Source organism: Celeribacter ethanolicus (assembly GCF_001550095.1).
Lineage (GTDB): Bacteria > Pseudomonadota > Alphaproteobacteria > Rhodobacterales > Rhodobacteraceae > Celeribacter > Celeribacter ethanolicus.
Genome location: NZ_LRUC01000003.1, coordinates 19,262 through 45,308, shown reverse-complemented (window position 1 = coordinate 45,308; position 26,047 = coordinate 19,262). Strand labels below are relative to the sequence as shown.

The following is a 26,047-nucleotide window of genomic DNA, read 5'->3' as shown; positions in this document are numbered from 1 at the left end:
GGAGTTAGCGCGCATGAGCGAAGAGGCACACCGCACCGCGACGGAGGACACCCCGGTCGAGGGCGCCCCGTTGATCAAACCGTCGAGCACCGATCACCCGCTGCACGAAGCGGTGGTCGAAGCCTGCCGGACCGTCTATGACCCGGAGATTCCGGTGAATATCTATGACCTCGGGCTGGTCTATACGGTCGAGATCAATGACGAGAACGAAGTGCGTGTGATCATGACCCTGACCGCGCCGGGCTGTCCGGTTGCGGGCGATATGCCGGGCTGGGTCGCCGATGCGATCGAACCGCTGCCGGGGGTCAAACAGGTGGATGTCGAACTGACATGGAACCCGCCCTGGGGCATGGAAATGATGTCCGACGAAGCCCGGCTTGAGCTTGGGTTTATGTGATCGAAGCGGCCTCCGGGCCGCTTTTTTATGCCTCAGGCCTGAGCCACAGCCCTAGCCTGCGCCACCATGGCGGCTGATTTTCTCTAAGTCTTTTCAGCTCCCGCGCATACTGCGCCTGTTCTTCCTCATAGAGCCCCATATCCTGATCCTCCTGCGCCAACCGGACGGGAATACGATCCATCTGCCTCGCCTTTAATTGCATTTTTGAAAAACAGGATCAGAATAGGTTCAGAAACCTCCCTAAAATACGCCCTGATTGCGCAAGAATTTTTTCAAAAATGAAAGACAGACCCAAACTCGATGATTACGCCCTCTTCCTCGCCGTGGCCGATGCCGGCGGCTTGTCGGGCGCGGAAAAGGCCACCGGCACCTCCCTGCCCACCCTCTCGCGCCGCATGGCGGAGCTGGAGCGCAGCCTCGGCAAGCGCCTCTTCGAGCGCGGCAATAGGGGCTACACACTGACCGCCGAGAGCCGCGCGCTTTTGCAAGAGGCCGAACCGCTCCGCGATGCCGTCCGCCGTCTCGCACGCTTTCAACGCTAGGACGCCGCCCCCGAGGTCCGCATCACCGCAGGCCGCTGGACCACGCGCTACATCGCCCGCCATCTCTCCGAAATCTGGACGCCCGAAAGCCCGTGGCGTCCCGCGCTGCTGGCCTCCAACACCAACGTCGACATCGCCCGGCGCGAAGCCGACATCGGCATCCGCAACCGCCGCCCCGATCAAAGCTGGCTCGCGGGCCGCAAACTCGCGCCGATCACCTACGCCGAATACACCGCCCGCCCGTGCGCGCGGCGCTGGAGGCGTTGGCCGAAGCCCTGACCGCCCCCGCGCGATTTGGGTAGGCGCAACCCATTTGGGGCGCAAACTCAAAAAGAAACCAAAAAAGGTTGCTTTTCTTTGGGAGCTTCTTAAAGATTGCTCAAACCAGCGAGACACACATGAGCATCACAGTTCTAACCGGCGACATTATAGAGAGCACAAAGCTCAACGCAGACCTCCTGGAAAAGGTTCAACGCGCCATTGCCGAAACATTTTCCGAAATTTCCGGCTGGGGCACTCCGGCTCGCTTTTCTGAATATCGGGGAGATGGATGGCAAATCGCCTTCGAGAACGCCTCGCTTTCCTTGCGCGCCGCTTTGATCATACGCGCCAAACTGCGCGCAATTGATCGCGCCTGCGATACCCGGATTGCCATTGCCCAAGGGTCAGGGAAACTCCCAGAGAAAATCGAAACAACCACGGATGCAGCATTTGTGTTGTCGGGGCGAACGCTCGACCAAATGCAGCCCGCTTTCAGAATGGCCTCTGGGAACACCCCTGAAATGGATGCCATCTGCATTTTGCTCGATCAAATTGTGAGCAACTGGACCAGCACCCAAGCGAGAACAATTTTGCCATTTCTGTCCCCCGATGACACGCCAAGACAGCAGGACGTTGCAGCCCAAATGGGCGTCTCTCGACAGTCTATCGGCAAAACACTCGAAGCTGCTTCCTACTCTTATATCATCGCTACATTAAAGCTTCTGGAGGCTCGACAGCCCCATGACTGAAACCCTCGCCGCCCTCTTCCTCGCCCATGTCCTCGCCGATTACGTCTTCCAAACCCGATGGATGGTCGAGGAAAAGTCCCGCCCCGAGACCCTCTTCCTCCATGCTCTCATCGTCCTTCTGACCGCCATGGCCACCACCGGGCAGGTCGCCTCCCCGATGATCTACGCCTTGGCCCTCATTCACATCGTCATCGACACGGTCAAGACCCGCTTTTTCTCCGACACGTTTATCCCCCACATCACCGATCAGGCGCTGCACCTCGTGACCCTCACTCTTATCGCCTTGATCGCCCCCGACCTCTTCCCCCAAGGCCCCTACGCCGCCCTTGCGTGGCTGCCGAAAGCGATGCTTTTCACCGCAGGCGCGATCTACGCCACCCGCGCGGGCGGGTTTGCGGTCGGCAAGCTGATGGAGCGCTTCGGCCCCAACCCCATAGGCGACAGCCTCGACAAGGGCGGGTTCTGGATCGGCCTTCTGGAACGCGGGCTGATCTTCCTTCTGCTCATCGGCCAGATGGCCGGCGGCATCGGCTTTCTCGTCGCCGCGAAATCCGTTTTGCGCTTCGAGGCCGCGCAGGAGGGCAAGAAAGCCGAATGGGTGATCATCGGCACACTCGCCTCCTTCGGCTGGGCCATCGCGGTCACGCTGGCGGTGATGTTCATTGCCGCACAACTCCCCCCGCTTGGAATTTCGCCCCTGAACGACTAGATTACCTCCAAAGGAGACACGCATATGTTCGGCATCCCGGGAAAACAGGCGGTGAGCATCACCCCCGCTGCGGCGAAACAGATCGCGAAACTCATGGAGAAAGACGGCTCCATGGGGCTGCGCATCGGCGTCAAGAAAGGCGGCTGTGCAGGCATGGAATACACCATGGAGTATGTCTCCGAGATCAACCCGATGGACGAGATGGTCGAGCAGGACGGCGCCCGCGTGATGATCGCCCCCATGGCGCAGATGTTCCTGTTTGGCACCGAGATCGACTATCAGGTCTCGCTTCTCGAATCCGGGTTCAAATTCAACAACCCGAACGTGGTCGAGGCCTGCGGCTGTGGCGAGTCGATCAAATTCGACGAGACCCTCACCGCGAAATAATGTCCGCCAAATAATGTCTATCACCGACGAAGACATCGCCTTTATCTACGACCTCTTCGGCCCCTTGGGCGCGCTCAGCCATCGCAAGATGATGGGTGGCTTGTCGATCTACTCAGAAGGCCAGATTTTCGCGATCCTCTCCGCCGACGGCCGCGTCTACCTCAAGGTCGCAGGTGCTTTCGCCGATGCCCTCGCCGCTGAAGACTGCGAGAAATTCGAGGTGGAAAACGGCCGCGGCATGAATTACTGGACCCTGCCCGAGACCGCCCTCGACGATCCCGATCTCGCCTGCAACTGGGCGCGGCGTGCCATCGACGCTCTCTGAATTTCCACAAGTATTTGAGGCGTTAGCGCCCACAGCCGCTTGACTGCCCGCCACAGGCTGCAATGATGCCCCCAACCGATTTAGGAGGGTTTTCTCATGGCGCGCAAACTGGCCGCAGGCAACTGGAAGATGAACGGGCTGAAAGCCAGCCTCGCGGAAGCAACCGCACTCGCGGAGATGTTCCCCGCCCCCAAGGTCGACATCCTGCTCTGCCCCCCCGCAACGCTTGTCGCCGCCATGGCCGAGGCGCTTTCGGGCACGAAAATCGACACCGGCGGGCAGGATTGCCACATGAAAACCTCCGGCGCGCATACCGGTGACATTTCCGCCGACATGCTCGCCGATGCGGGCGCCGATTACGTCATCCTCGGCCATTCCGAACGCCGCGCCGACCATGGCGAGACCGACGCCATCGTCTGTGAAAAAACCATGGCCGCCACCATGGCGGGCCTCGTCCCTGTGGTCTGTGTCGGCGAAACACTGGATCAGCGCGAAGCGGGCGACACCCTCGCCGTGATCCGCAAACAGCTCTCCGGCTCGCTGCCCGATGCGGTCGATCTCGGCAAACTCGTTATCGCCTACGAACCGGTCTGGGCCATCGGCACCGGCAAAATCCCGACGCTCGAACAAATCGCCGAAGTCCACGACGACATGCGCGCCACGCTCACCGCCCGCTACGGCGCGGGCGCATCGGACATCCCGCTCCTCTACGGCGGCTCCGTAAAACCCGCCAACGCCGCGGAGATTTTCGCCACCTCCAATGTCGACGGCGCGCTCGTCGGCGGCGCCTCCCTCAAGGCCGCCGATTTCTCCGGCATCGTCTCGGCCCTCGAAGCCGCCTGAGTCCCCCAACACAAAGCGCCGCGCCCCTTCCCGGAGCGCGGCGCTTTTCGTTTCCTTTGTGCGGAAAACACTCCCGCCGGAGGCGCGCCTCTCACCCCTTGGTCACATCATAATCATAGAGCCACGAAAACCGCTCCACCGCCTGTTTCGGCGCCATATGCCCGGCAAAGCGCAACACCGCATGGCCCAGAAACCGCTTCGGCCCGCTCAGGTGATAGTTTTTCGCATTGGCATTCGCCGCCTCGATCACCCGCACGACCCGCGCGCGCCGTTTGGCCTGATAGGCCGGGAGCGCCTGATCGAGCGGCAGCGTCGCAAGGCAGTCGGCCAGAACCCAGGCATCCTCAAGCGCCATCACCGCGCCCTGCGCCAGAAACGGCAAGGTCGGATGCGCCGCATCGCCCAAAATGGCCGTGCGTTCCGAATACCAGCGCAGCGCCACCGGATGCCGGAACAGCCCCCAGCGCGACACCTCGGTCACGCGCGACAGCACGCCTTTGATCCCCGGACAGAAATTCGAAAAATTGCGCATCATCTCGGTCGGATCGCCAGCGTGGTTCCACCCCTCTTCCACCCAATCCTCGCGCTCTTCGACAGCCACGATGTTCATCAAAGTGCCGCCGCGCAGAGGATAGCTCACCACATGCCGCCCCGCCGCCATATGCACCATCGCGACCGGCGGCTCGTTGCCCATGGCCGGAACCGTGGCGCGCCATGCCGTCTGACCGGTGAAAAACGGTTTCGCCGGGCCATTGAGCATCGGGCGCAGTTTCGAATGCAGCCCGTCCGCGCCCAGCACCACGGCGTGGCGCACCGTCTCGCCGCCCTCGAACGTCAGCCTCACCCCGTCATGATCGCCCTGAATATCGGCCACCTTATGCGCCAGCCGGATCTCCACCCCGCTCGTGCGCGCCCCCGCTTCGAGCATCGCGATGAGATCGGCACGGTGCATCAACAGGAACGCATCCTCGGGCCGGTAGGCGGCGAGATCGAGATAGAGCACCTCGCGCCCCATATAGCCATCGACCAGCCGCACGCCCTTCGAGCGCATCGCATGGGCCTCCGGGTCAAGCCCCAGCGCCTTCAGAACCCGCACGCCATTGGGCGAGATCTGCAAGCCCGCGCCGACCTCTGCGATCTCGGCGGCCTGCTCGTAGACCGTCACCCTGGCGCCCCTGAGCGCCAGCGCCTGCGCCACCGCAAGCCCCGCGACGCCCGCTCCCAAAACCGCAATATCCTGACCGATCACCATGGCACTGTTCCTTTAGTCTGCTCTCTCCGGGTTTACCTCTGCACAAAGAAAAAACACCAGAGTTTCCTCCGGTGTTTCTCATATTCCCGTGCCGAGATCATCGGGCCAAAATGCCGCGAGGCTTAGGCGCTCAATCGTCCCCCGAGCGCATAAGCGCTCAGTCGTCCCGATGAACCTTTTCGCGACGCTCGTGGCGCTCCTGCGCCTCAAGCGTCATCGTCGCGATCGGGCGCGCGTCGAGGCGTTTCAAAGAGATCGGCTCGCCGGTCACTTCGCAATAGCCGTATTCGCCCTCGTCGATCCGGCGCAGCGCCGCGTCGATCTTGGCCACCAGCTTGCGCTGACGGTCCCGCGTGCGCAGTTCCAGCGCCCGGTCGGTTTCCTCGGAGGCGCGGTCGGTGATGTCGGGGATGTTGCGGGTGCTGTCCTGCAGGCCTTCGATCGTGTGGCGGCTCTCATCGAGAAGCTCGGCCTTCCACATCAAAAGCTTGCGGCGGAAATATTCGAGCTGACGCTCATTCATGAAAGGTTCGTCCTCGGCGGGACGGTAGTCATCGGGCAAAAAAGCCTCAGCCTTCATAGTGCTCACCTCTGTCGTGCCTTCGGCCGCGTTTTCGATGTTATCAGCCATAAGGCGCCCTCCAATTGCGGCCCGTTTAGCGCGTTTGACCCGGGATGTCACGTCACAATATCCCTGATGTTGCACCTTTCCCCCCGGCCGTTATGATCCCGCACAATCCCTATCCTTCAAGGCCCGAAACCCTATGAAATTTTCCTCAACCGACAGTTACGTCGCGCCTGCCGACCTCACCGTCGCCGTCAACGCCGCCATCGCTCTGGAGCGTCCGCTCCTCGTCAAAGGCGAACCGGGCACCGGCAAGACCGAGCTGGCCCGTCAGGTCGCCGCCTCGCTGGGTCTCGACATGATCGAGTGGAACATCAAATCCACCACCCGCGCCCAGCAGGGGCTCTACGAATACGACGCCGTCTCGCGGCTGCGGGACAGCCAGTTGGGCGACCCGCGCGTCGAGGACGTCCGCCACTACATCAAGAAGGGCAAGCTCTGGCAGGCCTTCGAGGCCGACCGCAAGGTGGTTCTCCTGATCGACGAGATCGACAAGGCCGACATCGAGTTTCCGAACGATCTGTTGCAGGAGCTCGACAAGATGGCGTTCCACGTCTACGAGACCGGCGAAACCGTCTCCGCCCGCCAGCGCCCGGTGGTCATCATCACCTCGAACAACGAAAAGGAACTGCCCGACGCCTTCCTGCGCCGCTGTTTCTTCCATTACATCCGCTTCCCGGACATGGAGACGATGAAGCAGATCGTCGAGGTACACTTCCCGGGCATCAAGGACCGGCTGCTCTCCACCGCGCTCACGCAATTCTATGAGATCCGCGACACGCAGGGGCTCAAGAAGAAACCCTCGACCTCCGAGGTTCTGGATTGGCTCAAGCTTTTGCTCGCCGAGGACCTCTCGCCCGAAGACCTCGCCCGCGACGGCGCCAGCAGCCTGCCGAAACTCCACGGCGCGCTCCTGAAGAACGAACAGGACGTCGCCCTATTCGAACGCCTCGCTTTTCTCGCAAGGGGGCGTCGCTGAGCGCATGATCATCTCCGCCTGCCACACAGGGGCACAGTCCCCCCGAAAGGACCGACCATGCGCCGTTTTCTCTTCGCCCTAGCGGCCTGACCTGCCTACGCCCGATCTCGGACCTTTATGTGCGGAAATGCGATGTCCCCGACCTGTAATCTGCGGCGACAACAGGGCGGGGAAACGCTTGAATTTTCGCTGCACCTGCGGGATGCAAAGACTGTCCCTCCCACAAGCAAGAGCGTGCCATGCCCCTCACCATCCGCCCCCTGATCCCAGACGATCGCGCTCAATGGGAGCCGCTCTGGCGCGGCTATCTCACCTTTTACGAAACCGCGCTTTCGCAAGAGATCTACGACACCACCTTCGCCCGCCTGACCGATCCGGCGCACACCGAACGCGGTGCGCTTGTGGCCGAGCTGGACGGCGCGCTCATCGGCCTCGTGCACTACATTTTCCATGCCCACAACTGGCGCATCGAGGATGTCTGCTACCTGCAAGACCTCTTCGTCACCGAGGCCGCCCGCGGCACCGGCGCCGGTCGCGCCCTGATCGAAGGCGTCTACCGCGTCGCCGACGACAACGGCACGCCGACGGTCTACTGGACCACCCAGACCGACAACACCACGGCACGCCAACTCTACGACCGCATCGGCAAGCTGACGCCGTTTATCAAATACACGCGGTAAACACCCGAGAGCACAATCTCCGAGCCCAGCCTCTGAGCCTGAAAATTCTCCGTTGACACCCACCATGCGCGAAATGTAACGATCATTACATAATGTATCGTTCATTACAGGATTCGCCATGATCAAACTCCTGAGCCCAAGCCTGCCCCGCTCAAATCTCAGAAACGTCTTCCTTGCAGGCCTTGGCAGCTTCATCGCCATCGCCATCCTTGCGCTTCTGGCCCAGAATGTGCCCTTCGCCCTCCTCGTCGCCCCCTTCGGCGCAAGCTGTGTGCTGCTCTTCGCAGCCCCCTCGGCCCCGCTCTCGCAACCGCTCAACGTCATCGCCGGGCATCTCGTGGCCACCCTGACAGGCCTTGCCTTCCATGCGTTTTGGGCTTCAAGCTGGTGGAGTGTCGCCCTTGCCGTGGGCTGCGCAACGGCTTTCATGGTCGCGCTGCGTGTGACCCATCCGCCCGCCGGTGCCGACCCTTTGGTGGTCTTCGCTGCCGATCCCGGCATCGGTTTTCTTTTCGCTCCGGTCCTCGCAGGCTCCGTAATCCTCGTTCTGGTCGCCATGACCTTCCATCGCCTCAACGGCACCGCCTACCCGAATAGGATCCCCTGATGGCCCGCACCGTTCTCGAACGCTCCGACCTGATCCCCGTCCTCGCCGAAATATTCCGGCGTCACGGCTTCGAGGGAGCCAGCATCGGCATCATCGCCAAGGAAACCGGCGCGGGACGCAGCAGCCTCTACCATTTCTTTCCCGGCGGCAAAGACGAGATGGCCGATGCCGTCCTTGCCGACATCGCTCTCTGGTTCGAAACGCATATCTTCACGCCGCTGACGCAAAAGCCCGCCGCCATTGCCCTGCCGGACATGATCGACGCGCTGGACATCTATTTCAAATCCGGCCAGCGCATTTGCCTTGTCGGGGCCTTCGCCCTCGACGACCTGCGCGACCGCTTTGCCCGGCGCATCGGCCCGTATTTCACCCGCTGGCGCGAAAGCCTTCAGTTTTGCCTCGAACGCGACGGACGCCCAAGCGTCGACGCCCGGGCGCAAGCCATCCAGATTCTGGCCGCTGTTCAGGGCGGCATCGTGCTCGCCCGGGCCACCGGCGACGACACCGCCTTTCTGACCGCCGTGACCGCCTCCGTCTCGCATCTGGGCCTTCCGGTCGAACCGGAGCCTCGGATTTAACGCACTGTCCCCTCTGGCATTCTCCCCGGTTTGCCCTAAAATCGCCACAGTTACCTCGTTAAAACCGAGGCCTTGGGCTCAGACTGAAAGACGCGTCATGACGCACCCCGACATGCACAAACGCACCGCCAGCGGAATCAAAAACAGCATCGAAAACGGCCTCAAAACCGGTCCGCTCCTCCGCCTCCTTGCGGGCACAGTGCTTCTGGCCGGATGCATGACCACGGCGCCGAAAACCCCGGACACCGCCCGCGCCGCGCCCGCCGCCCTCGATCTGCCGCCGATGAAAATCTTTTCGCCCGCGCCGACGCAGACCACCACGCGCTCCAACACCTCCATCGCCCGCGACTTCCTCGACCTGAGCTTCGCACTCGAAACTGGCGCGACCCTTGAGCGGTTCACCCGCTTCGAAGGCCCAATCACGCTGCGCATCACCGGCGAGCGCATCCCGGCCTCGCTCGGCTACGACCTGTCGCGCCTGATGGACCGCTTCCGCTCCGAGGCAGGGATCGAGATCGCCCGTGTGCCCGCCGGTCAGCCCGCCTCGATCACCATCGAGACCCTGACCCAGGCCGAACTGTCGCGCCGCGCGCCCAACACCGCCTGCATCGTCGTGCCCAACGTGTCGAGCTGGCAGGAATTTCGCCACGCCCGCCGCGCCAATCTGAGCTGGACCCAGGTCGAGCGCCGCGAGCGTCTCGCCGTCTTCATCCCGGAAAACGTGCCGCCGCAGGAAATCCGCGACTGCCTGCACGAAGAACTCGCCCAGGCGCTCGGGCCGCTCAACGACCTCTACCGCCTGCCGGATTCGGTGTTCAACGACGACAATATCCATTCCGTCCTCACCCCCTTCGACATGCTCATCCTGCGCGCCACCTACGCACCCGAGCTGCGCTCCGGCATGACCCGCGAACAGGTCGCCGCCGCCCTGCCCGGCATTCTTGCCCGAATCCATCCGGCAGGCGCAGGGCGGACCACCGTTCCGGTTCAGCCGACGCCCCCCGCCTGGACCCAGGCCGTGCTCACCGCCATGGGCGACGCCCCGCTGCCGCAACGCCGCCGCGCCGCCGAACTGGCCGTCGCCATCGCCCGCAACGAGGGCTGGTCCGACAGCCGCGCAGGCTTCTCGTGGTTCCTCATGGGCCGCCTCGCCGTCTCCAGCGACCGCGCACAGGCCCATCTCGCCCTCGACGAGGCCTATCGCATCTATGCCGCGCGCCCCGAGACCCGGTTCCACGCCGCCCATGTCGCCATGCAACGCGCCGCCCTCGCGCTCTCGGAACATCGCTATCAGGCCGCCTATGAACTCTCCGCTGGCGCCATTGACGCCGCCCGCGACGCCGAGAACGCCGCCCTGCTGGCCTCGCTCATGCTGACCGAATCCGAAGCGCTCGAAAAACTCGGCCGGACACAGGACGCCCGCAGCGTGCGGCTCGACAGCCTCGGCTGGGCGCGCTATGGATTCGGTTCTGATGACGAGGTTCGGGCCCGCGCCGCCGAAATCGCCGCCCTGGCACGCTAGGCCGCGACAAGAGGCACGCCGTCCCCACGCCTCCAAGGGGAGCGAGAGATGATCGGGATCATTCTGACCGTGATGGGCGGGCTTTGGGGCTGGCGACTGGCCCACACACGCGGCGGCAACCGCGCCGACAAGTTGCAATACATGGTGGTCTACGCGCTGATCTTCGGTGTCGTCGGCCTCTTTGCGGGCGTCCTTCTCGACCGTTTGGTCTGAGCCATGTTCCTGCGTTTCTTCGACATCCTGCGCTCCGAAGGCGTCCCGGTCTCCTTGCGCGAATTCCTTGCCTTTCTGGAAGCCATGGACCGCGGCCTCGCGCTCTACGACATCGAAGAGTTTTACTTCCTCGCCCGCACCACCATGGTCAAGGACGAGCGCCACCTCGACCGTTTCGACCGCGCCTTTTCCAAGACCTTTCAAGGCTTTGAAAGCATCTCCTCAGACGTCGTACTGACGGCACTTGACCTGCCCGAAGACTGGCTGCGCAAGGAGATGGAGAAACATCTCAGCCCCGAGGAGATGGCCGAAATCGAGGCTCTGGGCGGGTTCGACAAGCTGATGGAGACACTCAAACAGCGGCTCGAAGAACAAAAAGGCCGTCATCAGGGCGGCAACAAATGGATTGGAACGGGGGGCACCTCGCCCTTCGGCGCCTATGGCTACAACCCCGAAGGCGTGCGCGTCGGCCAGCACGAGTCGCGCCATCGCCGTGCCGTCAAAGTCTGGGACAAGCGCGAGTTCAAGAACCTCGACGACACAGTCGAAATTGGCACCCGCAACATCAAGCTCGCGATGAAACGCCTGCGCAAATGGGCGCGCTCGGGCGCGCATGAGGAGCTCGACCTCGACGGCACCATCCGCGCCACCGCCGAGCATGGCTATCTCGATGTCCAGACCCGCCCCGAACGGCACAATGCCGTCAAAGTCCTGATGTTCTTCGACGTCGGCGGCTCGATGGACGATCACATCAAGGTGGTCGAGGAGCTGTTCTCCGCCGCCCGCAGCGAGTTCAAGCACCTCGAATATTACTATTTCCACAACTGCCTCTATGAGGGGGTGTGGCGCGACAACCGCCGCCGCTGGGGCGAGAAAATTCCCACCCGCGAGGTGATGAACACCTATGGCAAGGATTACAAAGTGATCTTCGTCGGCGACGCCTCGATGTCGCCCTACGAGATCGCCATCCCCGGCGGCGCCAACGAGCACTGGAACGAGGAATCCGGGGCCACATGGTTGGCCCGCGCGCGGGCCACATGGCCCGATCACCTCTGGCTCAACCCTGTGCCGGAGACCCATTGGCCCTACACGCAATCCATCGCCATGATCCGCGAGATATTCGAGGACCGCATGGTGCCGATGACACTCGAGGGACTGGACCGCGGCATGAAAATGCTGACGTAACGGCTCAGGAAAGACATCAACTAACGCCGTTAACCATCTGTTTACTTAAGAATATCTTAACGCGCCAAAACGTGTCATAATTGTGTCTGAAATCGGGCTGGGGGCAGCTTGCAAAAGGCGGAGACATCAGGACCGGAGCGGTCCGTCCCCGCATATGGGTGAAGACATGACACGGCTATCACATCTCTCTCTGGGGTTGGCGACAGCGCTCGCGACCACAGTTGCTCCGCTTGCCGCCACGGCAGACAGCGGCCTCGGATTTCTCGGAGCCAACAGCAGCATCGGCTACATCTCCCTGAACGACACGTCGATCGCCACGGCGGACGGCACGCTCGATTATGCCATTTCGCGCTATCACGGGCTGCAACTGGATCTGGGCACCACCTCATTTCCCGATCATTGGCAAGGCACGCTCGCGGGCCATCTCTACATGCGGCCCAATGCCGATGCGAAATACGGTCTCTTCGCGGCCTATACCGACATCAATCAGGAAGCGGCCTCTATCGGCACCCTCGGCATCGAAGGTCTCTGGGCCATCAAGGACCAGACCCTCCTGTCGATGCGCGCCGGGATCGGCCTCTACCAGCCGGACAACCGCGATTTCATCTTCGGCGACATTGGCGTGAAAACCGGTATCGGCGATCGTCTCGCCCTCTCCGCCTCGCTCTCGGGTTACGATCTGGAGGAAAGCGATCTGGCCTCCCGCGACCTGACCGCCGCACTCGGCGCCACATGGCCCTTTGCCACGGCCCCCGTCGACCTGACACTGAGCGCCAGTTACAGTTTCGTCACCGACACGGAGGGCAACGACGACAGCTTCGGGGTCAGCGCGCTTTTGACCTGGCACCCCGGCGGCAACAGACAGGCGATCCGCCCTCTGTACGAAGAAACCTTCGCTCCGGTGCGGCCGCTCACCGGGCTGCTGGCACGGCACACGGTCCGGTCGCTCGAACGATAGGCGACACCGCACAGAGGCGCACCACAGGGATCGGAAAAATGCGACCGGGCGGGGTTTCCCTCCGCCCCGGTCGCCCCCATATTCCGGTCATGTTGAAATTCACGCCGCTCCTCCTCGCCCTGATCTGGGGCATTGCCATGTACCGCATGTCCGTCTGGCGCACCCTGCGGGAATTGGAGGCGCGCTCCTCCGAACTCGCGGACCCGGCGCTGGCCCGCGCCTTCGGTCAACTCGCCCGCGCGCTCGATCTGCCCCGCGTGCGGGTGTTTCTCTACGAGATCGAGCCGGTCAACGGCCTCGCCGCCCCCGATGGCAAGGTCTACATCACCCGCGGCTTTTACGACAAATTCCGTCAGGGCCAGATCACCGACACCGAAATGGCCTCCGTCATCGCGCATGAATTGGGCCATGTCGCCCTTGGCCATTCGAAACGCCGGATGATCGACTTCTCCGGTCAGAATGCGCTGCGCACGGCACTGGCCATGCTGCTCTCCCGCATCCTTCCCGGCCTCGGCGTCTATATCGCAGGCTGGCTGACCCAGATGCTCGCCGCCAAGCTCTCGCGCTCCGATGAATACGAGGCCGACGCCTACGCCACAGCACTTTTGATCAAGGCCGGGATCGGCACCGGCCCACAAAAATCGCTCTTCGAAAAACTGCCGCATCTCACCGGCGCCCATGGCGCCTCTATGCCCGCCTGGCTGATGAGCCACCCGAAGACCGAAGAGCGGATCAAAGCCATCGAGGCCAATGAGGCGAAATGGTCGTGATCGCCTGAGCGCCCACGCCGTGCCCGACGGATGTCCGACAAAAGTCCGACACAAATCCGACAGCCAAAATCAGCCGTTTCAGAGCGAAACCGCCTTCTGTTTTCCGATGGCAAAAATACTCAAAAACGGATCAGCCAAGCGCCTTGCCCAGCCGGGGCAGATGCGCCTTTTTCAAAAGCCGCCGCACGTCCCAGGCCTCGCCCGAAAGCCGTTCGGCCTCCGCCCGCACCTCTTCGACCGCCGCCGCCACCTCCTCGGGACGATCCGACCAGAGCCGCCAGAGAAACCCGTCCGGGTCCCAGCGCTCAAGCCCTTCTTCGGCCAAAATATGACGCGGAAAATCCTGCGCATTCACGGTCACGATCGCCTCTGCGCCGCCCGCAATCGCGGCGGCCAGAACGTGAATATCATTCTCGTCCGTCAGATAAAGACGCGCCTCTAAGCCTTTGTGTTCCTTGACTTCTGCCTTCGGAAACTCCGCCCGCACAAGCGCCACTTCGCCGCGCGCCTGCGCTTCGCCTCCGGGGCCGAGCTTGCGCGCGGCCCGCGCCCATTCTTCCAGAATGCGCGCCGACCACAGCGGCGTATAAAGCCCGCGTTTCGCGACGCCCAAAAGCACTTCCCGCATCACCGTCGGGTAGAGCACGCAGGCGTCGAGCAACACTTTCACGGCAGGATCCGATAGAACAGCGCCTTCAAATAACCGCTCTCCGCGAGCTGCGGCATCAGCGGATGATCGGCACCGGCAAACCCCGTATGGATCAGTTGCGCCGAGCGTCCAAGATGCCCGACACCGCGCCCGATCCCACGGTTACAGGCGGTGCGAAACTTCTCCAAATCCGCCGCATGCGAACAAGAGCAAAGCCCCAGATACCCGCCCTCCCGCACCAGCGGCGCGGCCATGCGGGCGACACGTTCATAGGCGCGCAGACCTTTTTCCAGCGCGGGTTTCGACGGCGCAAACGCGGGCGGATCGCAGATCACCACGTCGAATGTCTCATCCTCTTCCGCCAAAGCCGCCATGACATCGAAAGCATCGCCTTTGCGCGTTGAAAACACGGCCGATTTCCCCATCGCGTCTGCGCCTTTTTCAGCGAGATCGAGGGCTGCGGCCGAGCTGTCGACCGACAGCGCCGAGGCCGCACCACCTGCGAGAGAGGCCAGCGCAAACCCACCGACATGGGAGAACACATCCAAAACCTTTTTGCCCGCGACCAGACGCTGGGCAAAGGCATGGTTCGGACGCTGATCGTAGAACAGCCCGGTCTTTTGCCCGCCCATGAGATCGGCCATATAGGTCGCGCCATTCATCGGCACAGGGATCGGTTCGTCGACCTTGCCAGAGAGGATTTCCGTTTTCTCTTCAAGCCCTTCGAGACCGCGCGCCCGCCCCGTGCCGTTCATCACCACGGTCTTGCCCCCGGTCACCTCGCGAAGCGCCTCGGCCAGAGGTTCGATCAAAACATCGGCCCATGCGGCGTTGGGCTGCACCACGCAGGTATCGCCGAAACGGTCGATCACCACGCCCGGAAGACCATCGGCCTCGGCATGAACCAGCCGATAGAAAGGCGCTTCGAACAGGGTCTCGCGATGCGCCAGAGCCGTCGCGAGCTTGGCGCGGAACCACGCCGCGTCGATTACCCCCGCCTCGTCGCGGTCGAGCACGCGGGCAAAAATGCGCGAATTCGGATTGACCGCCACGAGGGCCAGAAAATTCTGCTCCGCATCTTCGAGGCGCGCGATGGTCCCGGGCGCAATCGCCTTGGTGCGCCGGTCGGTGACCAGCTCGTTATCATAGACCCAAGGTGCGCCGTGGCGGATTGCGCGGGCATTGGATTTGGGTTTGAGGCGGATGGTCGGGAGTGAAAAAGAGGGCTCTGTCATGAGAGCCCTCTTAGCGCTGTTTCGATCTGCACGGAAGAGGGATCAGAGTGCGATCGGCTTGGTCAGCTCGCCATAGATCACGCCTGCAAGATGTTCGCCGATCCGCATCCGCTGAGTGATCCCCGCACGGTCGGCGGCCACGGCGGCATTCCCCCCGAGCGCGTTCAACGTCGCGTTGACCATATGCGAGGGCACGATGACCGCGCCGGTGTTGGCGTCACGCACGGTCAGCAGGAATTCGATCTCATGTTTGGACGGCAGCGAGGAATAGCGCACTTTCTGCGTCTGGGCATGAAAGCGGACCAGTTGCACGTCAAGCACCACCGCGCGCGCGCCGTCAAGCGCCTGAGCACCTGCGTTCAGCCCCGCTTCCATCACCGATTTGACCTGTTCGTAGCGATTGCCGAACGGGTCCTCGCGCCAGACGATATCGGCGCGCGGCTTGATGCCGTTCTCCTCGGACACGGTCAGCGTGTCCGGCACGCTCACGTTGATCTTTGCGACACGGAAATCCGGAGCAATCATCACGGCCTCTGCGCCTCCCGCCCCCAGCGGCAGCTCGAACGGCACCGCCCGGGACGTGGTTTCCATGGTGCAGGCGCTGGTGGCGACGGCAAGCATCAGGGCTGCTGCGATTTTGAATGTCTGTTTCATGACGGCCTCCGGGGGTCTCCCCAATTTCTTGGTTAACGTGCCGGGAGAATGAGGCCAAAATGCGAAAATCCCGGAGCATTTCCGGGATTTTCAAAGCGGTGTGGTGCGTGGGCAGTGGCGTTTCGCCTGTTGTGCTTGGCTCGGGTCCGGTCTGGCCCCGCGAGGCCAGTTTGATCAGGCCAGTTCGGCGGCGCGTCCGCCATGCAGCCGGCCACGAAGCCATTTGCCGGTCGCACTGATCATCGAACGCATGGCTTGAGCACGCAGTTTGCGGGCTTCGGCTTCGACGGCAAGATGGGAAAATTGAACGACGGTACGTGTGGTCATCAGGATCACCTATTCAAGTGTTGGCCCGCCGGTCTGTGCCGACATTGGCGCGATTGTGTTGATCCTCCCGATGGCTGATTTATAGGTCAAAACCACTGACGCAGACGAGTGCCAATTGCGAAGAGCCGTTATGCGCTTGCAGCAACCCCCTTGCATGTGCAGCATAGGCGGCAACAGCCGCCACGCCACAATGGACATTCCCTGTCGAGGAGGTTAGGTTAGCGCTAACGAATTTCAGACCATCCCATGTGCCCATTTGGCCAGACCAGCAAAAGGCCCGTCATGTCCCCGAACGCCCGGATCGCCACCGTAATCGCGCCTGAGATCGCAAACGTCACCCAACGCATCATCGAACGCTCCCGCCCGACCCGCGAGACCTACCTCGCCCGGATCGCGGAAGCGGCAGAGCAAGGTCCGGCGCGGGCGCATCTTTCCTGCGGCAATCAGGCCCATGCCTACGCCGCCATGGGGGACGATCAGGCCACGCTCGCGGACGGTCGCGCCCCCAACATCGGCATCGTCACCGCCTACAACGACATGCTGTCGGCGCATAAGCCCTATGAGCATTATCCCGACATCATCCGCGAGGTCGCGCATCAGAACGGCGCCACGGCACAGGTCGCGGGCGGGGTTCCGGCGATGTGCGACGGGGTCACGCAAGGTCAGACCGGCATGGAACTGTCGCTGTTTTCCCGCGACACGATCGCGCTCTCGGCCTCTATCGCCATGTCGCACAATTGCTATGACGCGGCGCTCTATATGGGCATCTGCGACAAGATCGTCCCCGGCCTGATCATGGCCGCCGCCGCGTTTGGCCATGTGCCCACCGTCTTTGTGCCCGCTGGCCCGATGACCACAGGCATCTCGAATGATGAAAAATCCAGGGCCCGCCAGAAATTCGCCACCGGCGAGATCACCCGCCGCGAGTTGATGGACAGCGAGATGAAGGCCTATCACGGTCAGGGCACCTGCACCTTCTACGGCACCGCGAACTCGAACCAGATGCTGATGGAGGTCATGGGTTTGCACCTTCCGGGCGCCTCTTTCGTCAATCCCGGCACCGCTCTGCGCGACGCCCTGACCCGCGAGGCCGCCAAACGTGCGCTCCAGATCACCGCCTTTGGCAATGAATACACGCCCGTAGGCGCCATTCTCGATGAAAAAGCCTTCGTGAACGGCATTGTCGGGCTGATGGCGACGGGCGGATCGACGAACCTCGTGTTGCACCTGCCTGCCATGGCCCGCGCCGCCGGAATCATCCTCGATCTGGAAGATTTCTCAGAGATTTCCGATGTGGTGCCGCTTCTGGCGAAGGTCTATCCCAACGGGCTTGCCGATGTGAACCATTTCCACGCCGCGGGCGGTCTGTCCTATCTGATCGGCGAGTTGCTCGATGCCGGATTGCTCCATGCGGATGTCAATACCGTCGCCGGAGAGGGCCTGTCGCTTTATACCAAAGAGCCGAAACTGCGTGACGGTGTGCTCAGCTTCGAGGAGCCGGAACGCGAAAGCGTCAACGACAAGATCCTCCGCCCCGCCTCCGATCCGTTCCAGAAAAGCGGCGGTCTCAAGGAGCTCCGCGGCAATCTCGGGCGTGGCGTGATGAAAGTCTCCGCCGTGAAGCCCGAACACCATGTGGTGGAGGCGAAAGCCCGCGTGTTCCAAGATCAGCATGACGTCAAAAAGGCGTTTCAGGCCGGGGAATTCACCGAGGATACCGTGGTCGTCGTCCGTTTTCAGGGACCGCGTGCCAATGGCATGCCGGAGCTGCATTCTCTGACGCCGACGCTCGCGGTGTTGCAGGATCGGGGCCTCAAAGTGGCGCTGGTCACCGACGGGCGGATGTCCGGTGCGTCCGGCAAGGTGCCCGCCTGTATTCACGTCTCACCGGAAGCCGCCACGGGCGGTCCGATTGCGAAACTCAAAGACGGCGATCTGGTCCGCGTCGATGGCGCAAGTGGCACGCTCGACGTACTGGAAGACGGTTTCGAGGCACGCACGGCGGTGACCGTCGATCTCTCCGCAAACACCGTCGGCATGGGACGCGAACTGTTCGAAACCTTCCGCCAGAATGCCGGACCGGCCACCGAAGGGGCGTGCTCCCTGTTCTGAGCGCACGCCCTCCCGCGTTACAGCACAAGTTTCAACAGCGGGTACGGCAACCCGCTGTCATCCACCTCACGCCGCCCGGTCTGGCGAAAGCCGAGCCGGGTGTAAAAGTCGCGTGCCGAAGCATTGGTCTCGTAAACTTCAAGGCTCAAACGATGTTTAAGCCTGCGAGCATGGTCCACAAGCATCCGCCCGATGCCCTGCCCCTGTGCTTCCGGCGCGACGAACAGCCCGCCGATAATGGCCACCTCTGCGTCGGGCAACAGCCCGATGAAACCAAGCGGCACTGCGCCGCGCAACGCAACCCAGGTTTCGGCCTTGGGCAGGTAGACTTGCTCCACCAAGGCTTGTTGCTGATCGAGTTGCTCTTGGCTGAAAAACGGATGCGCCCGCTCCGACGCCGCGCGCCAGATATGGGACAGAACCATGGTATCTCCTGCCTCGAAGCGGCGGAGTGTCAGATGTGTAATGGTCATGGTAAAGCCTCAGAAAAAGCGCAAATGCGCATAGAAAATCATGCGAACCGATTGGGTCGCGCGTCATGCCATGGGTGGCGGTGCTGATTTTCTGCGCATAAATCTCCTTGTTCCGAGGCTTCCAATGTCGCACATCTCTGTGCGCTTGAAAAGCCTTCCCCATCTCCGGAAGGCTTTGAAAGGTCACACCAATTCGGCAAGCGCGGAAGATTCGAAACCTTTGAGCTTGTCCGCCGCACCGCGTTTGACCTTTTCAGCCCATTCATAATCGGACAGAAGCGCACGGCCCACGGCGATCAGGTCGAACTCTTCCGCGTCCATCCGCTTCACAAGCCGATCCAGCGGCGTCACAGCGGAGCTTTCGCCGCCAAAGGCCGCGAGGAATTCGCCCGACAGGCCGACAGAGCCCACGGAGATCGTCGGCACGCCGGTGATCTTCTTGGCCCAACCGGCAAAGTTCAGCCCCTCTTCGCCGTCGATCTCCGGGAATTCCGGCTCCCAGAAGCGACGTTGCGAGCAATGCAGAATGTCGACGCCCGCCTCCACGAGCGGCATGAGCCAGCGCTCCATTTCCTCCGGATCAGCGGCCAGTTTGACGCTGAAGTCCTGTTGTTTCCACTGGCTCAAACGCAGGATGATCGGGAAATCCGGCCCCACGGCGGCGCGCACCGCCTGAACCACTGCAACGGCAAAGCGCGAACGCTCTTCGATGGTCGCCCCGCCCCAGCGATCATCGCGCAGGTTGGTGCCCGCCCAGAAGAACTGGTCCATGAGATAACCATGCGCGCCGTGCAGCTCGGCCACATCAAAGCCCAGCTCTTTCGCCGCCTTGGCCGAGGCCGCAAAAGCGGCAATCGTCGCCTCGATATCGGCCTCGCTCATCGCAACACCGCGCGGATCGTCCGGACCGACAAGCCCAGACGGGCTCTCGACCGGCGCCTCGGGTTCCCAGGCGCCCGCCCGGGTCGAGCCGGTATGCCAGATCTGCGGCCCCATCTTGCCGCCCGCGGCATGGACCGCCTCGATCACCCGGCTCCAGCCCGACAAGGCCTCAGGGCCGTGGAAAAACGGAATACCCGGATCGTTACGCGACGCCGGACGATCGATCACCGTACCCTCGGACAGGATCAGGCCAACCTCATGGGCCGCGCGCCGGGCGTAATAGGCGGCGTTTTCCGGCCCGGGAATCCCACCCTTGGTCATGCTCCTGGTCATCGGCGCCATGACGATGCGGTTCTTCAGGCTCAGGCCCTTGTAGGTGAACGGTCGGAACAAGGTGTCGATCTTTGTGTCCATCTTCGCGCTCCTTTGTGTGCGTGTTACGCTAATCTATGGTGGCGCAAACATCGGACAAGCCCTGCGGGGGTGGTTTGACAAAAATGCGCAGGCGAAGAGGCTTTGACGCATGAGCCGCCGTCGCAGAGGCTTTCGTCCGGGTCGATTTAGCGCTAACACTGACGCAACGCATCACACCGACTCCCACATGCGCATCAGGAGACAGATCATGACACCACAAGACGCCAGCCAGATATGCGCAGAGGTCTGCGCTCTCGCCCCCGTCGTGCCCGTGCTCGTCGTCAAGGACGTGGCCCATGCCCGCCCGCTGGCCGAAGCGCTGGTCGCAGGCGGCCTGCCCGCGCTTGAGGTGACGCTGCGCACACCCGTAGCGCTCGACGTGATCCGCGAAATGGCTAAGGTCGAAGGCGGTGTGGTCGGCGCCGGTACGCTTCTGACGCCCGAGGACGTGATCGCCGCGAAGGCCGCCGGAGCGAAATTCGGCGTCTCGCCCGGCGCCACCGACCGGCTTCTGGACGCCTGCGAAGCACATGACATGCCGCTTCTGGCGGGCACCTCCACCGCCTCAGACGTGATGAAACTTCTGGAGCGCGGCTATACGGTTGCAAAATTCTTCCCCGCCGAGGCCAATGGCGGCGTACCTGCGCTCAAGGCCATCGGCGCGCCCCTGCCGCAGATGAAATTCTGCCCCACCGGGGGCATTTCTCTGAAAAACGCTCGCGATTACCTGTCCCTGTCCAACACGCTCTGCGTCGGCGGAAGCTGGGTTGCGCCCGCGGATCTGGTGGAAAAGGGCGACTGGAAAGCCATCGAGGAGCTGGCCCGCGAAGCCGCCGCCCTGCCCCGTTGATCATGCGTTCGCTGCGCTCAGGCAGACATGCGACGCCACGGCTCGCGCGCAATCGTCTCGACGCGATGCTCCGCGCGGTGATAGCCCGACGCCTCCTGCTCCCAATGCGACCAGAGCGTCGCGGAGCGAGTGCCAGAGCGGCAATAGGCGAGAATGGGTTTCGGCATGTCCTCGATCACACGGGCGAAGGCGGCATGATCCTTTTCCGTCGCCCCGGTCAGGGCAATCGGAATATAAACGGTGCGCAGCCCGAGATCGCGGGCGATTTTCGACATTTCCTCGAAACCGGGCTGATCCGCCCCCTCGCCATCCGGGCGATTGCAGACGATGGTCTTGTACCCGGTCTCGGCAATCTTGCCGATCTTGGCCAGATCCACCTGAGTGGCGACTGTGAACATGCCGTTTAATCGTTTGATCCTCATGGAGGTCACCTCTGGACTGTGCGTAAAAAATGCATTTTTCCCACAGTATAGGCCCAACGGGTAAACGACTGCTAAACGAGACTCTGCCAGAACATGACAAATCCCGAAAAATCGAACGGTTCCGCCGGTAGCTCCGCCATGCCCTCAGCCGCGGCGTGCCCGTGAGCCGCCGCGCCGCCCCCCCGGGCCGCTCAGCTTGCCCAATCCCTCGGTCAGCACCACGGTCATCGGATGCTCCGGCCCGCCCAACGGTGCATAAAGCGCCAGCAGCCGACGGATCGCGATCTGCGGCGCAAGCTCCGGGTCGGTCTTGATCGCCCAGTCGAGAAAGATCGAGCGTGCCTCCGGCAGACCCAGCCCCTCGATCCGGTAGGATTCGCGGATCAGCCCGCCCGGATCGAGCGCCTGGTCCACCTCCGGCAGGTTCGGGTAAGGATGTCTTTGCGCCATGTGGCACCTCCTGAGACAGGCTTACGCACCCGGCAAGGGACGCGCAAGCACCGCCGTGATCGCCATGGCGGATGCCGCGGCACGCAATTTCAGCTCTTCGGACAAAGCCGCCATGCTCACCGCCCCGTTGGAGCGCATGAGAAAGGCGCGCCCGCCCGCGCCCACGGCCTCCGGATCGAGCGCCTCTCCGGTCAGAAGCCGCGCCGCCGATTGCAGCCGCCACATCAGCCGGTAGGTCTCGACCAAAAGCGCATATTCGTCCCCCGTCAGCCACTGCGCCGCCCGTCCGGCGCCGAGCTGGGCATAAATGTCCTGCTCAGCGCTGCCGGCAAGAAGCGCCGCCGTTTCGGCCAATAATTCGATGTCCATCATCCGTCCGGGACCGTTTTTCGGGTCCCAGTCGCTACCGGGTTTGGCCTCCGCCAGACGCGCGCGCATCTCGGTCGTCTCCTGCCGGATACGGGCCTCGTCCCGGGGGCCTGCAATGAGATCGGCGCGGAAATCCTCGACCGCGCGCATCAGCTCGGGATCGCCCGCAAGCGCCCGCCCCCGGGTGAGTGCGAGATGCTCCCAGACCCAGGCTTCTTCGCGCTGATAGCTCATGAAGCTCTCGAGCGAGGTCGCAACCGGGCCCTGTTTGCCAGAGGGACGGAGCCGCATGTCCACCTCATAGAGCCGCCCTTCGGCGGTCTGGGTGGTCATGGCCGTGATCAGCGCCTGCGTCAGGCGGGCGTAATAGCTGCGCGATTGCAAGGGTTTGCGCCCCTCGGACATATCCACCCCCGCAGCATCGTAGATCACGATCATGTCGAGATCGGAGGCCGCCGTCAGCCGCCCCGCGCCCAGAGATCCCATGCCCAGCACCATCGCGCCCCGGCCCGGCGGAGGGCCATGTTTGCGGGCAAATTCGGCGACGACCTGAGGATAGAGCGCCGCAACACAAGCGGCGGCGATGTCGCAATATTGCGCCCCGGCCTCATCGGCGGTGATCAGATCGCGGAGCTGATGCACTCCGACGCGGAAATGCCATTCCTTGGCCCAGCGACGACAGGCGTCGAGCTGGCGTTCATAATCCCCGGCCTCCTCGAGATGCGTGTCGAGAAGCGCAATCAGCCCCTCACGCCCCGGCCAGGACGCAAAGAACCGCCCGCCGATCACCGCATCGAGCACCTGGGCGTTGCGCGAGAGATAGCGCGCCAGATGCGGCGCCGTAGAGACGATGTCGAGGATCAGGTCGATAAGCTGCGGGTTGGCCTCGAACAGCGCGAAAAGCTGCACCCCCGCCGGCAGTCCGCGCAGGAATCCGTCGAGATGACTGAGCGCCTCCTCGGGCTTGTCGAGCCGCTGGATGCGGGTCAAAAGCTCGGGTTTCAGCCGCTCGAAAATCTCCTGTGCCCGCGCCGTGCGCAGACAGGGATAGGTCGACCAGCGCGCCGTGACCTCCGCCTGTTCGGGCGACAGTTCCGGCGTCGGCGCGGCCTCGCCGGGGGCAAAGAAATCCTCGGTCAGCGCATTGACCCGTTCGCAGCGCTCGGCGATCTCGGCGCGCATCGCCGCGACTGTGGTGCCCATGAGCGCGGCCAGACGGTCGAATTCTTCGGGCGCGGTCGGCAGGCTGTGGGTCTGCTGGTCGCGCAGCATCTGGAGCCGGTGTTCGACCTCGCGATGCGCCTCGTAATCCCGACTGAGTTGATCGGCCACGTCCGCCTCGACCCAGCCCTTCTGCGCGAGCATGGCGAGCGCCGGAACCGTGCCCCGGAGCCGCAGATCCGGGTCCCGCCCACCAGCGATGAGCTGGCGGGTCTGAGCGAAGAATTCGATCTCGCGAATGCCGCCGAAGCCGAGTTTCATGTTGTGGCCTTCGAGCTTCAACGCGCCACCCAGCCCCTTGTGTGCGCGGATTTTCAGCCGCATGTCGTGGGTCTCGCGAATGGCGTTGAAATCGAGGTGTTTGCGCCAGACGAACGGCATCATCCCCTTCAGAAACCGTCCCCCCGCGTCCAGATCACCCGCACAGGCCCGTGCCTTGATATAGGCCGCGCGCTCCCATGTGCGCCCAACGCTTTCGTAATAGCGTTCGGCGGCCTCCATGGCGAAACACACCGGCGTCACCGATGGATCGGGGCGCAGCCGCAGATCGGTGCGGAACACGTAGCCCTCGGCGGTCAGATCGGACAGCGCCGCCATGGCGCGACGCGTCGCGCGGATGAAGCCCGCGCGTGCCTCCATCCGGTCGATGCCCTCGAAGCGTTCCTCGTCGAACAGGCAAATCAGGTCGATGTCGGAGGAGTAATTCAGCTCCCCCGCCCCGTGCTTGCCCATGGCCAGCGCGAACATGCCACCGCAGGCCTCAATATCGTCTTCGGTCTGGCCCGGGATCTTGCCCTTGCGGATCTCGCGCGCCACATGCGCCCGCAGCGCCACATGGGTCGCCCGGTCGGCCAGAAGCGACAACGCGCCAGTAACCTCGGACAGAGTCCAGACACCACCGAGATCGCAGAGACCGGCCAAAAGTGCCACGCGACGCTTGGCCTGGCGCAGCCCGGTGTCGATCTGGTCGAAGGGCAGCGCCTCGATCCGGGAAATGCCCGCCGCCAATGCCGATTCAGGATCGTCCAGCGCCTCTGGCAGCCAAGCCGCTTCCTTGAGGAGCAGCCCGTGCAGATAGGGCGCAGACCCCGCCGCCCCCGCGATCACCTCCGCCGTGGCGCCCGGAAGGTCGGGCAAGGCCGCGCGTGCCTCCGTGGCGCGCTCCGGCTCATAGGGGCGCGGGCTACGGGTGATCCGGGTCTCGAAAGTCATGATGTCTCCTCCACTTGCGCCAAAGCATCGCCTTTTCAGCGGCTTGTGCAAGGCCAAACGACATGGTTCAAAGGCACAAAGGAGGCCCCATGTCGAAAAGTCTCAAACGTGTCGAAACGGCGCTGGCCGACGCCGGTCTCACGATCCATGTGCTCGAGATGCACGGCTCGACCCGCACGGCACAGGAGGCCGCCGATCAGGCCGGATGCGATGTCGACCAGATTGCCAAGTCGATCGTGTTCAAAGGGACGAAAAGTGGCGCGATCTGTCTCTTCATCACGGCGGGGGGCGATCAGGTGGATCTGGCGAAAGCCGCGAGCGTGGCCGGAGAAGCTTTGGAACGCGCCGACGGCAAGGAGGTGCGCAAGGTCACCGGCTTTGCCATTGGCGGCGTCTCGCCAGTCGGGCATCTCACCCCACCGCATGCCTATTTCGATCCGAAACTGAGTACATTCGCGACGGTCTGGGCCGCAGCCGGCACGCCGCGCCATATCTTCGAGATCGCGCCCGCCGATCTCCAGCGCATCTCCGGGGCGACAGTGGCGGAGTTCACCGCCTGACGTCACCCCCGTTCCGCGAAGCCTTTGAGCAATTCCGAAAAGTCCGCCATATCCGGCATCGCCTCGAACACATGTTCGGCGGGCGTCGTGACCCAAGGCAGACGCTTGGCCGCCATAGTCTCGATATAGGGTCGACACCACGCCTGAATCTCCGGGTCTTCCGTATTGAACAGCGTCGGACGGATGTTGGTCAGCGCCTCGAACCCGGTGATCCGGGTGAACATCCATGTCTTGCAGGACGTGCAGAAAAAGTGATCGAGCTCCGGCCCCTGCACCCCGCCTTTCACCACCTCACCCTGCACTTCAAGCCCCTCCGACGGGATCATCGCAGTCAGAGAAAAGGCCGAGGAACTCATCTTCTTGCAGCCATCGCAATGACAGGCGGAGGTCATCACGGGAACTGCGGAAACAGTTAAAGTCACCGCCCCGCAGCGGCATCGTCCGGTTTTCTGCAACATCATATCGGCCCTCCTCATGCGCCCCAGCATGCATGATGGCAACAGATATGACCAGAACCGGTCTCACATGCGCACCGTCTTACATGCGCCCAGAACGCCTTAAGAAACTGATAAAAAACATAATTTCAAAATAATGTAAAAAACATTCACATCACCCCTTGCGGGACAGCCCTGACC

The 26,047-nt window shown here is 62.9% G+C and carries 32 protein-coding genes; 19 read left to right on the top strand and 13 right to left on the bottom strand.

The window, feature by feature from the left end; genetic code table 11:
• The first annotated feature begins 13 nt into the window (after positions 1-13).
• Positions 14-397, top strand: a complete 384-nt coding sequence (locus tag NH195_RS00325) for an SUF system Fe-S cluster assembly protein (RefSeq protein WP_066701519.1) — start codon at positions 14-16, stop codon at positions 395-397.
• A 25-nt stretch (positions 398-422) separates the two neighbouring features.
• On the opposite strand, the gene NH195_RS21035 is transcribed toward NH195_RS00325, so the two are convergent.
• Positions 423-578 (bottom strand): hypothetical protein, encoded by a 156-nt coding sequence (locus NH195_RS21035; RefSeq protein ID WP_155846037.1) that lies wholly within the window; start codon positions 576-578, stop codon positions 423-425.
• 97 nt (positions 579-675) lie between these two features.
• Here NH195_RS21035 and NH195_RS00320 point away from each other — a divergent pair, with 97 nt between their 5' ends.
• The 6 genes from NH195_RS00320 (at position 676) to tpiA (ending at position 4,213) form a co-directional block, all read left to right on the top strand.
• Positions 676-939, top strand: a complete 264-nt coding sequence (locus tag NH195_RS00320; protein ID WP_066701517.1) for a helix-turn-helix domain-containing protein — start codon at positions 676-678, stop codon at positions 937-939.
• 398 nt (positions 940-1,337) lie between these two features.
• Complete coding sequence (locus tag NH195_RS00315; RefSeq protein ID WP_155846036.1) at positions 1,338-1,949, top strand: MarR family transcriptional regulator; 612 nt, start codon at positions 1,338-1,340, stop codon at positions 1,947-1,949.
• Positions 1,942-2,658: a DUF3307 domain-containing protein gene (locus NH195_RS00310; RefSeq protein WP_066701510.1), complete on the top strand. Its 717-nt coding sequence runs from the start codon at positions 1,942-1,944 to the stop codon at positions 2,656-2,658. The genes NH195_RS00315 and NH195_RS00310 overlap by 8 nt, the downstream gene beginning before the upstream one ends.
• A 24-nt stretch (positions 2,659-2,682) precedes the next feature.
• A complete protein-coding gene (locus tag NH195_RS00305; protein WP_066701508.1) occupies positions 2,683-3,045 on the top strand; it encodes a HesB/IscA family protein in 363 nt (120 codons plus the stop codon).
• A gap of 13 nt (positions 3,046-3,058) precedes the next feature.
• Entirely contained in the window at positions 3,059-3,370 is a 312-nt protein-coding gene (locus NH195_RS00300; protein ID WP_066701506.1) for a TfoX/Sxy family protein, read from the top strand.
• Positions 3,371-3,466: 96 nt separating this feature from the next.
• Positions 3,467-4,213 (top strand): triose-phosphate isomerase, encoded by a 747-nt coding sequence (tpiA, locus tag NH195_RS00295; RefSeq protein ID WP_066701503.1) that lies wholly within the window; start codon positions 3,467-3,469, stop codon positions 4,211-4,213.
• A gap of 91 nt (positions 4,214-4,304) precedes the next feature.
• Here the strand turns inward: tpiA and NH195_RS00290 are convergent, their stop codons facing one another.
• Together NH195_RS00290 and dksA are read right to left on the bottom strand one after the other, a co-directional pair.
• Positions 4,305-5,465 (bottom strand): FAD-dependent monooxygenase, encoded by a 1,161-nt coding sequence (locus tag NH195_RS00290; protein ID WP_066701501.1) that lies wholly within the window; start codon positions 5,463-5,465, stop codon positions 4,305-4,307.
• A 157-nt stretch (positions 5,466-5,622) separates the two neighbouring features.
• A complete protein-coding gene (gene dksA, locus NH195_RS00285; protein WP_066701768.1) occupies positions 5,623-6,045 on the bottom strand; it encodes an RNA polymerase-binding protein DksA in 423 nt (140 codons plus the stop codon).
• A 184-nt stretch (positions 6,046-6,229) separates the two neighbouring features.
• On the opposite strand from dksA, the gene NH195_RS00280 reads away from it, so the two are divergent.
• The 9 genes from NH195_RS00280 to NH195_RS00240 all read left to right on the top strand — a co-directional run bounded on the left by NH195_RS00280 (position 6,230) and on the right by NH195_RS00240 (position 13,582).
• Positions 6,230-7,069, top strand: a complete 840-nt coding sequence (locus tag NH195_RS00280; RefSeq protein ID WP_066701500.1) for an AAA family ATPase — start codon at positions 6,230-6,232, stop codon at positions 7,067-7,069.
• Positions 7,070-7,308: 239 nt separating this feature from the next.
• Positions 7,309-7,749, top strand: coding sequence for a GNAT family N-acetyltransferase (locus NH195_RS00275; protein ID WP_066701498.1), 441 nt, complete (start codon positions 7,309-7,311; stop codon positions 7,747-7,749).
• A gap of 118 nt (positions 7,750-7,867) precedes the next feature.
• Positions 7,868-8,356, top strand: coding sequence for an HPP family protein (locus NH195_RS00270; protein WP_066701497.1), 489 nt, complete (start codon positions 7,868-7,870; stop codon positions 8,354-8,356).
• Positions 8,356-8,934: a TetR/AcrR family transcriptional regulator gene (locus NH195_RS00265; RefSeq protein WP_066701495.1), complete on the top strand. Its 579-nt coding sequence runs from the start codon at positions 8,356-8,358 to the stop codon at positions 8,932-8,934. The genes NH195_RS00270 and NH195_RS00265 overlap by 1 nt, the downstream gene beginning before the upstream one ends.
• A gap of 97 nt (positions 8,935-9,031) precedes the next feature.
• A complete protein-coding gene (locus NH195_RS00260) occupies positions 9,032-10,456 on the top strand; it encodes a DUF2927 domain-containing protein (protein ID WP_238379663.1) in 1,425 nt (474 codons plus the stop codon).
• Positions 10,457-10,504: 48 nt separating this feature from the next.
• On the top strand, positions 10,505-10,669 hold the full coding sequence (locus NH195_RS00255; protein ID WP_066701493.1) for an apolipoprotein acyltransferase: 165 nt from the start codon (positions 10,505-10,507) through the stop codon (positions 10,667-10,669).
• Between the two features lie 3 nt (positions 10,670-10,672).
• The gene (locus NH195_RS00250) at positions 10,673-11,854 is read left to right on the top strand and encodes a vWA domain-containing protein (protein WP_066701491.1); all 1,182 of its coding nucleotides are present in this window, start codon (positions 10,673-10,675) and stop codon (positions 11,852-11,854) included.
• Between the two features lie 166 nt (positions 11,855-12,020).
• Positions 12,021-12,812 carry a hypothetical protein gene (locus tag NH195_RS00245; RefSeq protein WP_155846035.1) on the top strand — a complete coding sequence of 264 codons (792 nt, stop codon included), beginning with the start codon at positions 12,021-12,023 and terminating at the stop codon, positions 12,810-12,812.
• A gap of 89 nt (positions 12,813-12,901) precedes the next feature.
• Positions 12,902-13,582: a M48 family metallopeptidase gene (locus NH195_RS00240; RefSeq protein WP_066701765.1), complete on the top strand. Its 681-nt coding sequence runs from the start codon at positions 12,902-12,904 to the stop codon at positions 13,580-13,582.
• A 130-nt stretch (positions 13,583-13,712) separates the two neighbouring features.
• Here the strand turns inward: NH195_RS00240 and NH195_RS00235 are convergent, their stop codons facing one another.
• From NH195_RS00235 to NH195_RS21030, 4 genes are all read right to left on the bottom strand, one after another.
• Positions 13,713-14,252 carry an RSP_2648 family PIN domain-containing protein gene (locus NH195_RS00235; RefSeq protein WP_066701487.1) on the bottom strand — a complete coding sequence of 180 codons (540 nt, stop codon included), beginning with the start codon at positions 14,250-14,252 and terminating at the stop codon, positions 13,713-13,715.
• Positions 14,249-15,466 carry an RSP_2647 family RNA methyltransferase gene (locus tag NH195_RS00230; protein ID WP_066701485.1) on the bottom strand — a complete coding sequence of 406 codons (1,218 nt, stop codon included), beginning with the start codon at positions 15,464-15,466 and terminating at the stop codon, positions 14,249-14,251. Before NH195_RS00230 ends, NH195_RS00235 begins: the two co-directional genes overlap by 4 nt.
• A 42-nt stretch (positions 15,467-15,508) precedes the next feature.
• Positions 15,509-16,120, bottom strand: a complete 612-nt coding sequence (locus NH195_RS00225) for a DUF6778 family protein (RefSeq protein ID WP_066701483.1) — start codon at positions 16,118-16,120, stop codon at positions 15,509-15,511.
• A 174-nt stretch (positions 16,121-16,294) separates the two neighbouring features.
• Complete coding sequence (locus NH195_RS21030; protein ID WP_155846034.1) at positions 16,295-16,447, bottom strand: RSP_7527 family protein; 153 nt, start codon at positions 16,445-16,447, stop codon at positions 16,295-16,297.
• 282 nt (positions 16,448-16,729) lie between these two features.
• Here NH195_RS21030 and edd point away from each other — a divergent pair, with 282 nt between their 5' ends.
• Positions 16,730-18,559 carry a phosphogluconate dehydratase gene (edd, locus tag NH195_RS00220; protein WP_066701481.1) on the top strand — a complete coding sequence of 610 codons (1,830 nt, stop codon included), beginning with the start codon at positions 16,730-16,732 and terminating at the stop codon, positions 18,557-18,559.
• 17 nt (positions 18,560-18,576) lie between these two features.
• Here the strand turns inward: edd and NH195_RS00215 are convergent, their stop codons facing one another.
• On the bottom strand, positions 18,577-19,032 hold the full coding sequence (locus tag NH195_RS00215; protein ID WP_066701479.1) for a GNAT family N-acetyltransferase: 456 nt from the start codon (positions 19,030-19,032) through the stop codon (positions 18,577-18,579).
• Positions 19,033-19,215: 183 nt separating this feature from the next.
• Entirely contained in the window at positions 19,216-20,328 is a 1,113-nt protein-coding gene (locus NH195_RS00210; protein WP_066701478.1) for an oxidoreductase, read from the bottom strand.
• Between the two features lie 208 nt (positions 20,329-20,536).
• Here NH195_RS00210 and eda point away from each other — a divergent pair, with 208 nt between their 5' ends.
• Complete coding sequence (gene eda / locus NH195_RS00205; RefSeq protein WP_066701477.1) at positions 20,537-21,178, top strand: bifunctional 4-hydroxy-2-oxoglutarate aldolase/2-dehydro-3-deoxy-phosphogluconate aldolase; 642 nt, start codon at positions 20,537-20,539, stop codon at positions 21,176-21,178.
• 17 nt (positions 21,179-21,195) lie between these two features.
• Here the strand turns inward: eda and NH195_RS00200 are convergent, their stop codons facing one another.
• The 3 genes from NH195_RS00200 to NH195_RS00190 all read right to left on the bottom strand — a co-directional run bounded on the left by NH195_RS00200 (position 21,196) and on the right by NH195_RS00190 (position 24,852).
• On the bottom strand, positions 21,196-21,600 hold the full coding sequence (locus tag NH195_RS00200) for a protein tyrosine phosphatase family protein (protein ID WP_081423714.1): 405 nt from the start codon (positions 21,598-21,600) through the stop codon (positions 21,196-21,198).
• A 144-nt stretch (positions 21,601-21,744) separates the two neighbouring features.
• Positions 21,745-22,050 carry a hypothetical protein gene (locus NH195_RS00195; RefSeq protein WP_066701475.1) on the bottom strand — a complete coding sequence of 102 codons (306 nt, stop codon included), beginning with the start codon at positions 22,048-22,050 and terminating at the stop codon, positions 21,745-21,747.
• Positions 22,051-22,071: 21 nt separating this feature from the next.
• The gene (locus NH195_RS00190) at positions 22,072-24,852 is read right to left on the bottom strand and encodes a [protein-PII] uridylyltransferase family protein (protein ID WP_066701473.1); all 2,781 of its coding nucleotides are present in this window, start codon (positions 24,850-24,852) and stop codon (positions 22,072-22,074) included.
• An 89-nt stretch (positions 24,853-24,941) separates the two neighbouring features.
• Between NH195_RS00190 and NH195_RS00185 the strand changes: the two genes are divergently transcribed.
• A complete protein-coding gene (locus NH195_RS00185) occupies positions 24,942-25,412 on the top strand; it encodes a YbaK/EbsC family protein (protein WP_066701471.1) in 471 nt (156 codons plus the stop codon).
• Between the two features lie 2 nt (positions 25,413-25,414).
• Here the strand turns inward: NH195_RS00185 and NH195_RS00180 are convergent, their stop codons facing one another.
• Positions 25,415-25,870, bottom strand: coding sequence for a GFA family protein (locus NH195_RS00180; protein WP_066701763.1), 456 nt, complete (start codon positions 25,868-25,870; stop codon positions 25,415-25,417).
• Between the last annotated feature and the right edge of the window lie 177 nt (positions 25,871-26,047).

Bases quoted from the DNA above. Each gene is read 5' to 3' on its own strand.
- NH195_RS00325 (WP_066701519.1), top strand. From the start codon at position 14: ATGAGCGAAGAGGCACACCGCACCGCGACGGAGGACACCCCGGTCGAG.
- NH195_RS21035 (WP_155846037.1), bottom strand. From the start codon at position 578: ATGGATCGTATTCCCGTCCGGTTGGCGCAGGAGGATCAGGATATGGGG.
- NH195_RS00320 (WP_066701517.1), top strand. From the start codon at position 676: ATGAAAGACAGACCCAAACTCGATGATTACGCCCTCTTCCTCGCCGTG.
- NH195_RS00315 (WP_155846036.1), top strand. From the start codon at position 1,338: ATGAGCATCACAGTTCTAACCGGCGACATTATAGAGAGCACAAAGCTC.
- NH195_RS00310 (WP_066701510.1), top strand. From the start codon at position 1,942: ATGACTGAAACCCTCGCCGCCCTCTTCCTCGCCCATGTCCTCGCCGAT.
- NH195_RS00305 (WP_066701508.1), top strand. From the start codon at position 2,683: ATGTTCGGCATCCCGGGAAAACAGGCGGTGAGCATCACCCCCGCTGCG.
- NH195_RS00300 (WP_066701506.1), top strand. From the start codon at position 3,059: ATGTCTATCACCGACGAAGACATCGCCTTTATCTACGACCTCTTCGGC.
- tpiA (WP_066701503.1), top strand. From the start codon at position 3,467: ATGGCGCGCAAACTGGCCGCAGGCAACTGGAAGATGAACGGGCTGAAA.
- NH195_RS00290 (WP_066701501.1), bottom strand. From the start codon at position 5,465: ATGGTGATCGGTCAGGATATTGCGGTTTTGGGAGCGGGCGTCGCGGGG.
- dksA (WP_066701768.1), bottom strand. From the start codon at position 6,045: ATGAAGGCTGAGGCTTTTTTGCCCGATGACTACCGTCCCGCCGAGGAC.
- NH195_RS00280 (WP_066701500.1), top strand. From the start codon at position 6,230: ATGAAATTTTCCTCAACCGACAGTTACGTCGCGCCTGCCGACCTCACC.
- NH195_RS00275 (WP_066701498.1), top strand. From the start codon at position 7,309: ATGCCCCTCACCATCCGCCCCCTGATCCCAGACGATCGCGCTCAATGG.
- NH195_RS00270 (WP_066701497.1), top strand. From the start codon at position 7,868: ATGATCAAACTCCTGAGCCCAAGCCTGCCCCGCTCAAATCTCAGAAAC.
- NH195_RS00265 (WP_066701495.1), top strand. From the start codon at position 8,356: ATGGCCCGCACCGTTCTCGAACGCTCCGACCTGATCCCCGTCCTCGCC.
- NH195_RS00260 (WP_238379663.1), top strand. From the start codon at position 9,032: ATGACGCACCCCGACATGCACAAACGCACCGCCAGCGGAATCAAAAAC.
- NH195_RS00255 (WP_066701493.1), top strand. From the start codon at position 10,505: ATGATCGGGATCATTCTGACCGTGATGGGCGGGCTTTGGGGCTGGCGA.
- NH195_RS00250 (WP_066701491.1), top strand. From the start codon at position 10,673: ATGTTCCTGCGTTTCTTCGACATCCTGCGCTCCGAAGGCGTCCCGGTC.
- NH195_RS00245 (WP_155846035.1), top strand. From the start codon at position 12,021: ATGACACGGCTATCACATCTCTCTCTGGGGTTGGCGACAGCGCTCGCG.
- NH195_RS00240 (WP_066701765.1), top strand. From the start codon at position 12,902: ATGTTGAAATTCACGCCGCTCCTCCTCGCCCTGATCTGGGGCATTGCC.
- NH195_RS00230 (WP_066701485.1), bottom strand. From the start codon at position 15,466: ATGACAGAGCCCTCTTTTTCACTCCCGACCATCCGCCTCAAACCCAAA.
- NH195_RS00225 (WP_066701483.1), bottom strand. From the start codon at position 16,120: ATGAAACAGACATTCAAAATCGCAGCAGCCCTGATGCTTGCCGTCGCC.
- NH195_RS21030 (WP_155846034.1), bottom strand. From the start codon at position 16,447: ATGACCACACGTACCGTCGTTCAATTTTCCCATCTTGCCGTCGAAGCC.
- edd (WP_066701481.1), top strand. From the start codon at position 16,730: ATGTCCCCGAACGCCCGGATCGCCACCGTAATCGCGCCTGAGATCGCA.
- NH195_RS00215 (WP_066701479.1), bottom strand. From the start codon at position 19,032: ATGACCATTACACATCTGACACTCCGCCGCTTCGAGGCAGGAGATACC.
- NH195_RS00210 (WP_066701478.1), bottom strand. From the start codon at position 20,328: ATGGACACAAAGATCGACACCTTGTTCCGACCGTTCACCTACAAGGGC.
- eda (WP_066701477.1), top strand. From the start codon at position 20,537: ATGACACCACAAGACGCCAGCCAGATATGCGCAGAGGTCTGCGCTCTC.
- NH195_RS00200 (WP_081423714.1), bottom strand. From the start codon at position 21,600: ATGAGGATCAAACGATTAAACGGCATGTTCACAGTCGCCACTCAGGTG.
- NH195_RS00195 (WP_066701475.1), bottom strand. From the start codon at position 22,050: ATGGCGCAAAGACATCCTTACCCGAACCTGCCGGAGGTGGACCAGGCG.
- NH195_RS00190 (WP_066701473.1), bottom strand. From the start codon at position 24,852: ATGACTTTCGAGACCCGGATCACCCGTAGCCCGCGCCCCTATGAGCCG.
- NH195_RS00185 (WP_066701471.1), top strand. From the start codon at position 24,942: ATGTCGAAAAGTCTCAAACGTGTCGAAACGGCGCTGGCCGACGCCGGT.
- NH195_RS00180 (WP_066701763.1), bottom strand. From the start codon at position 25,870: ATGTTGCAGAAAACCGGACGATGCCGCTGCGGGGCGGTGACTTTAACT.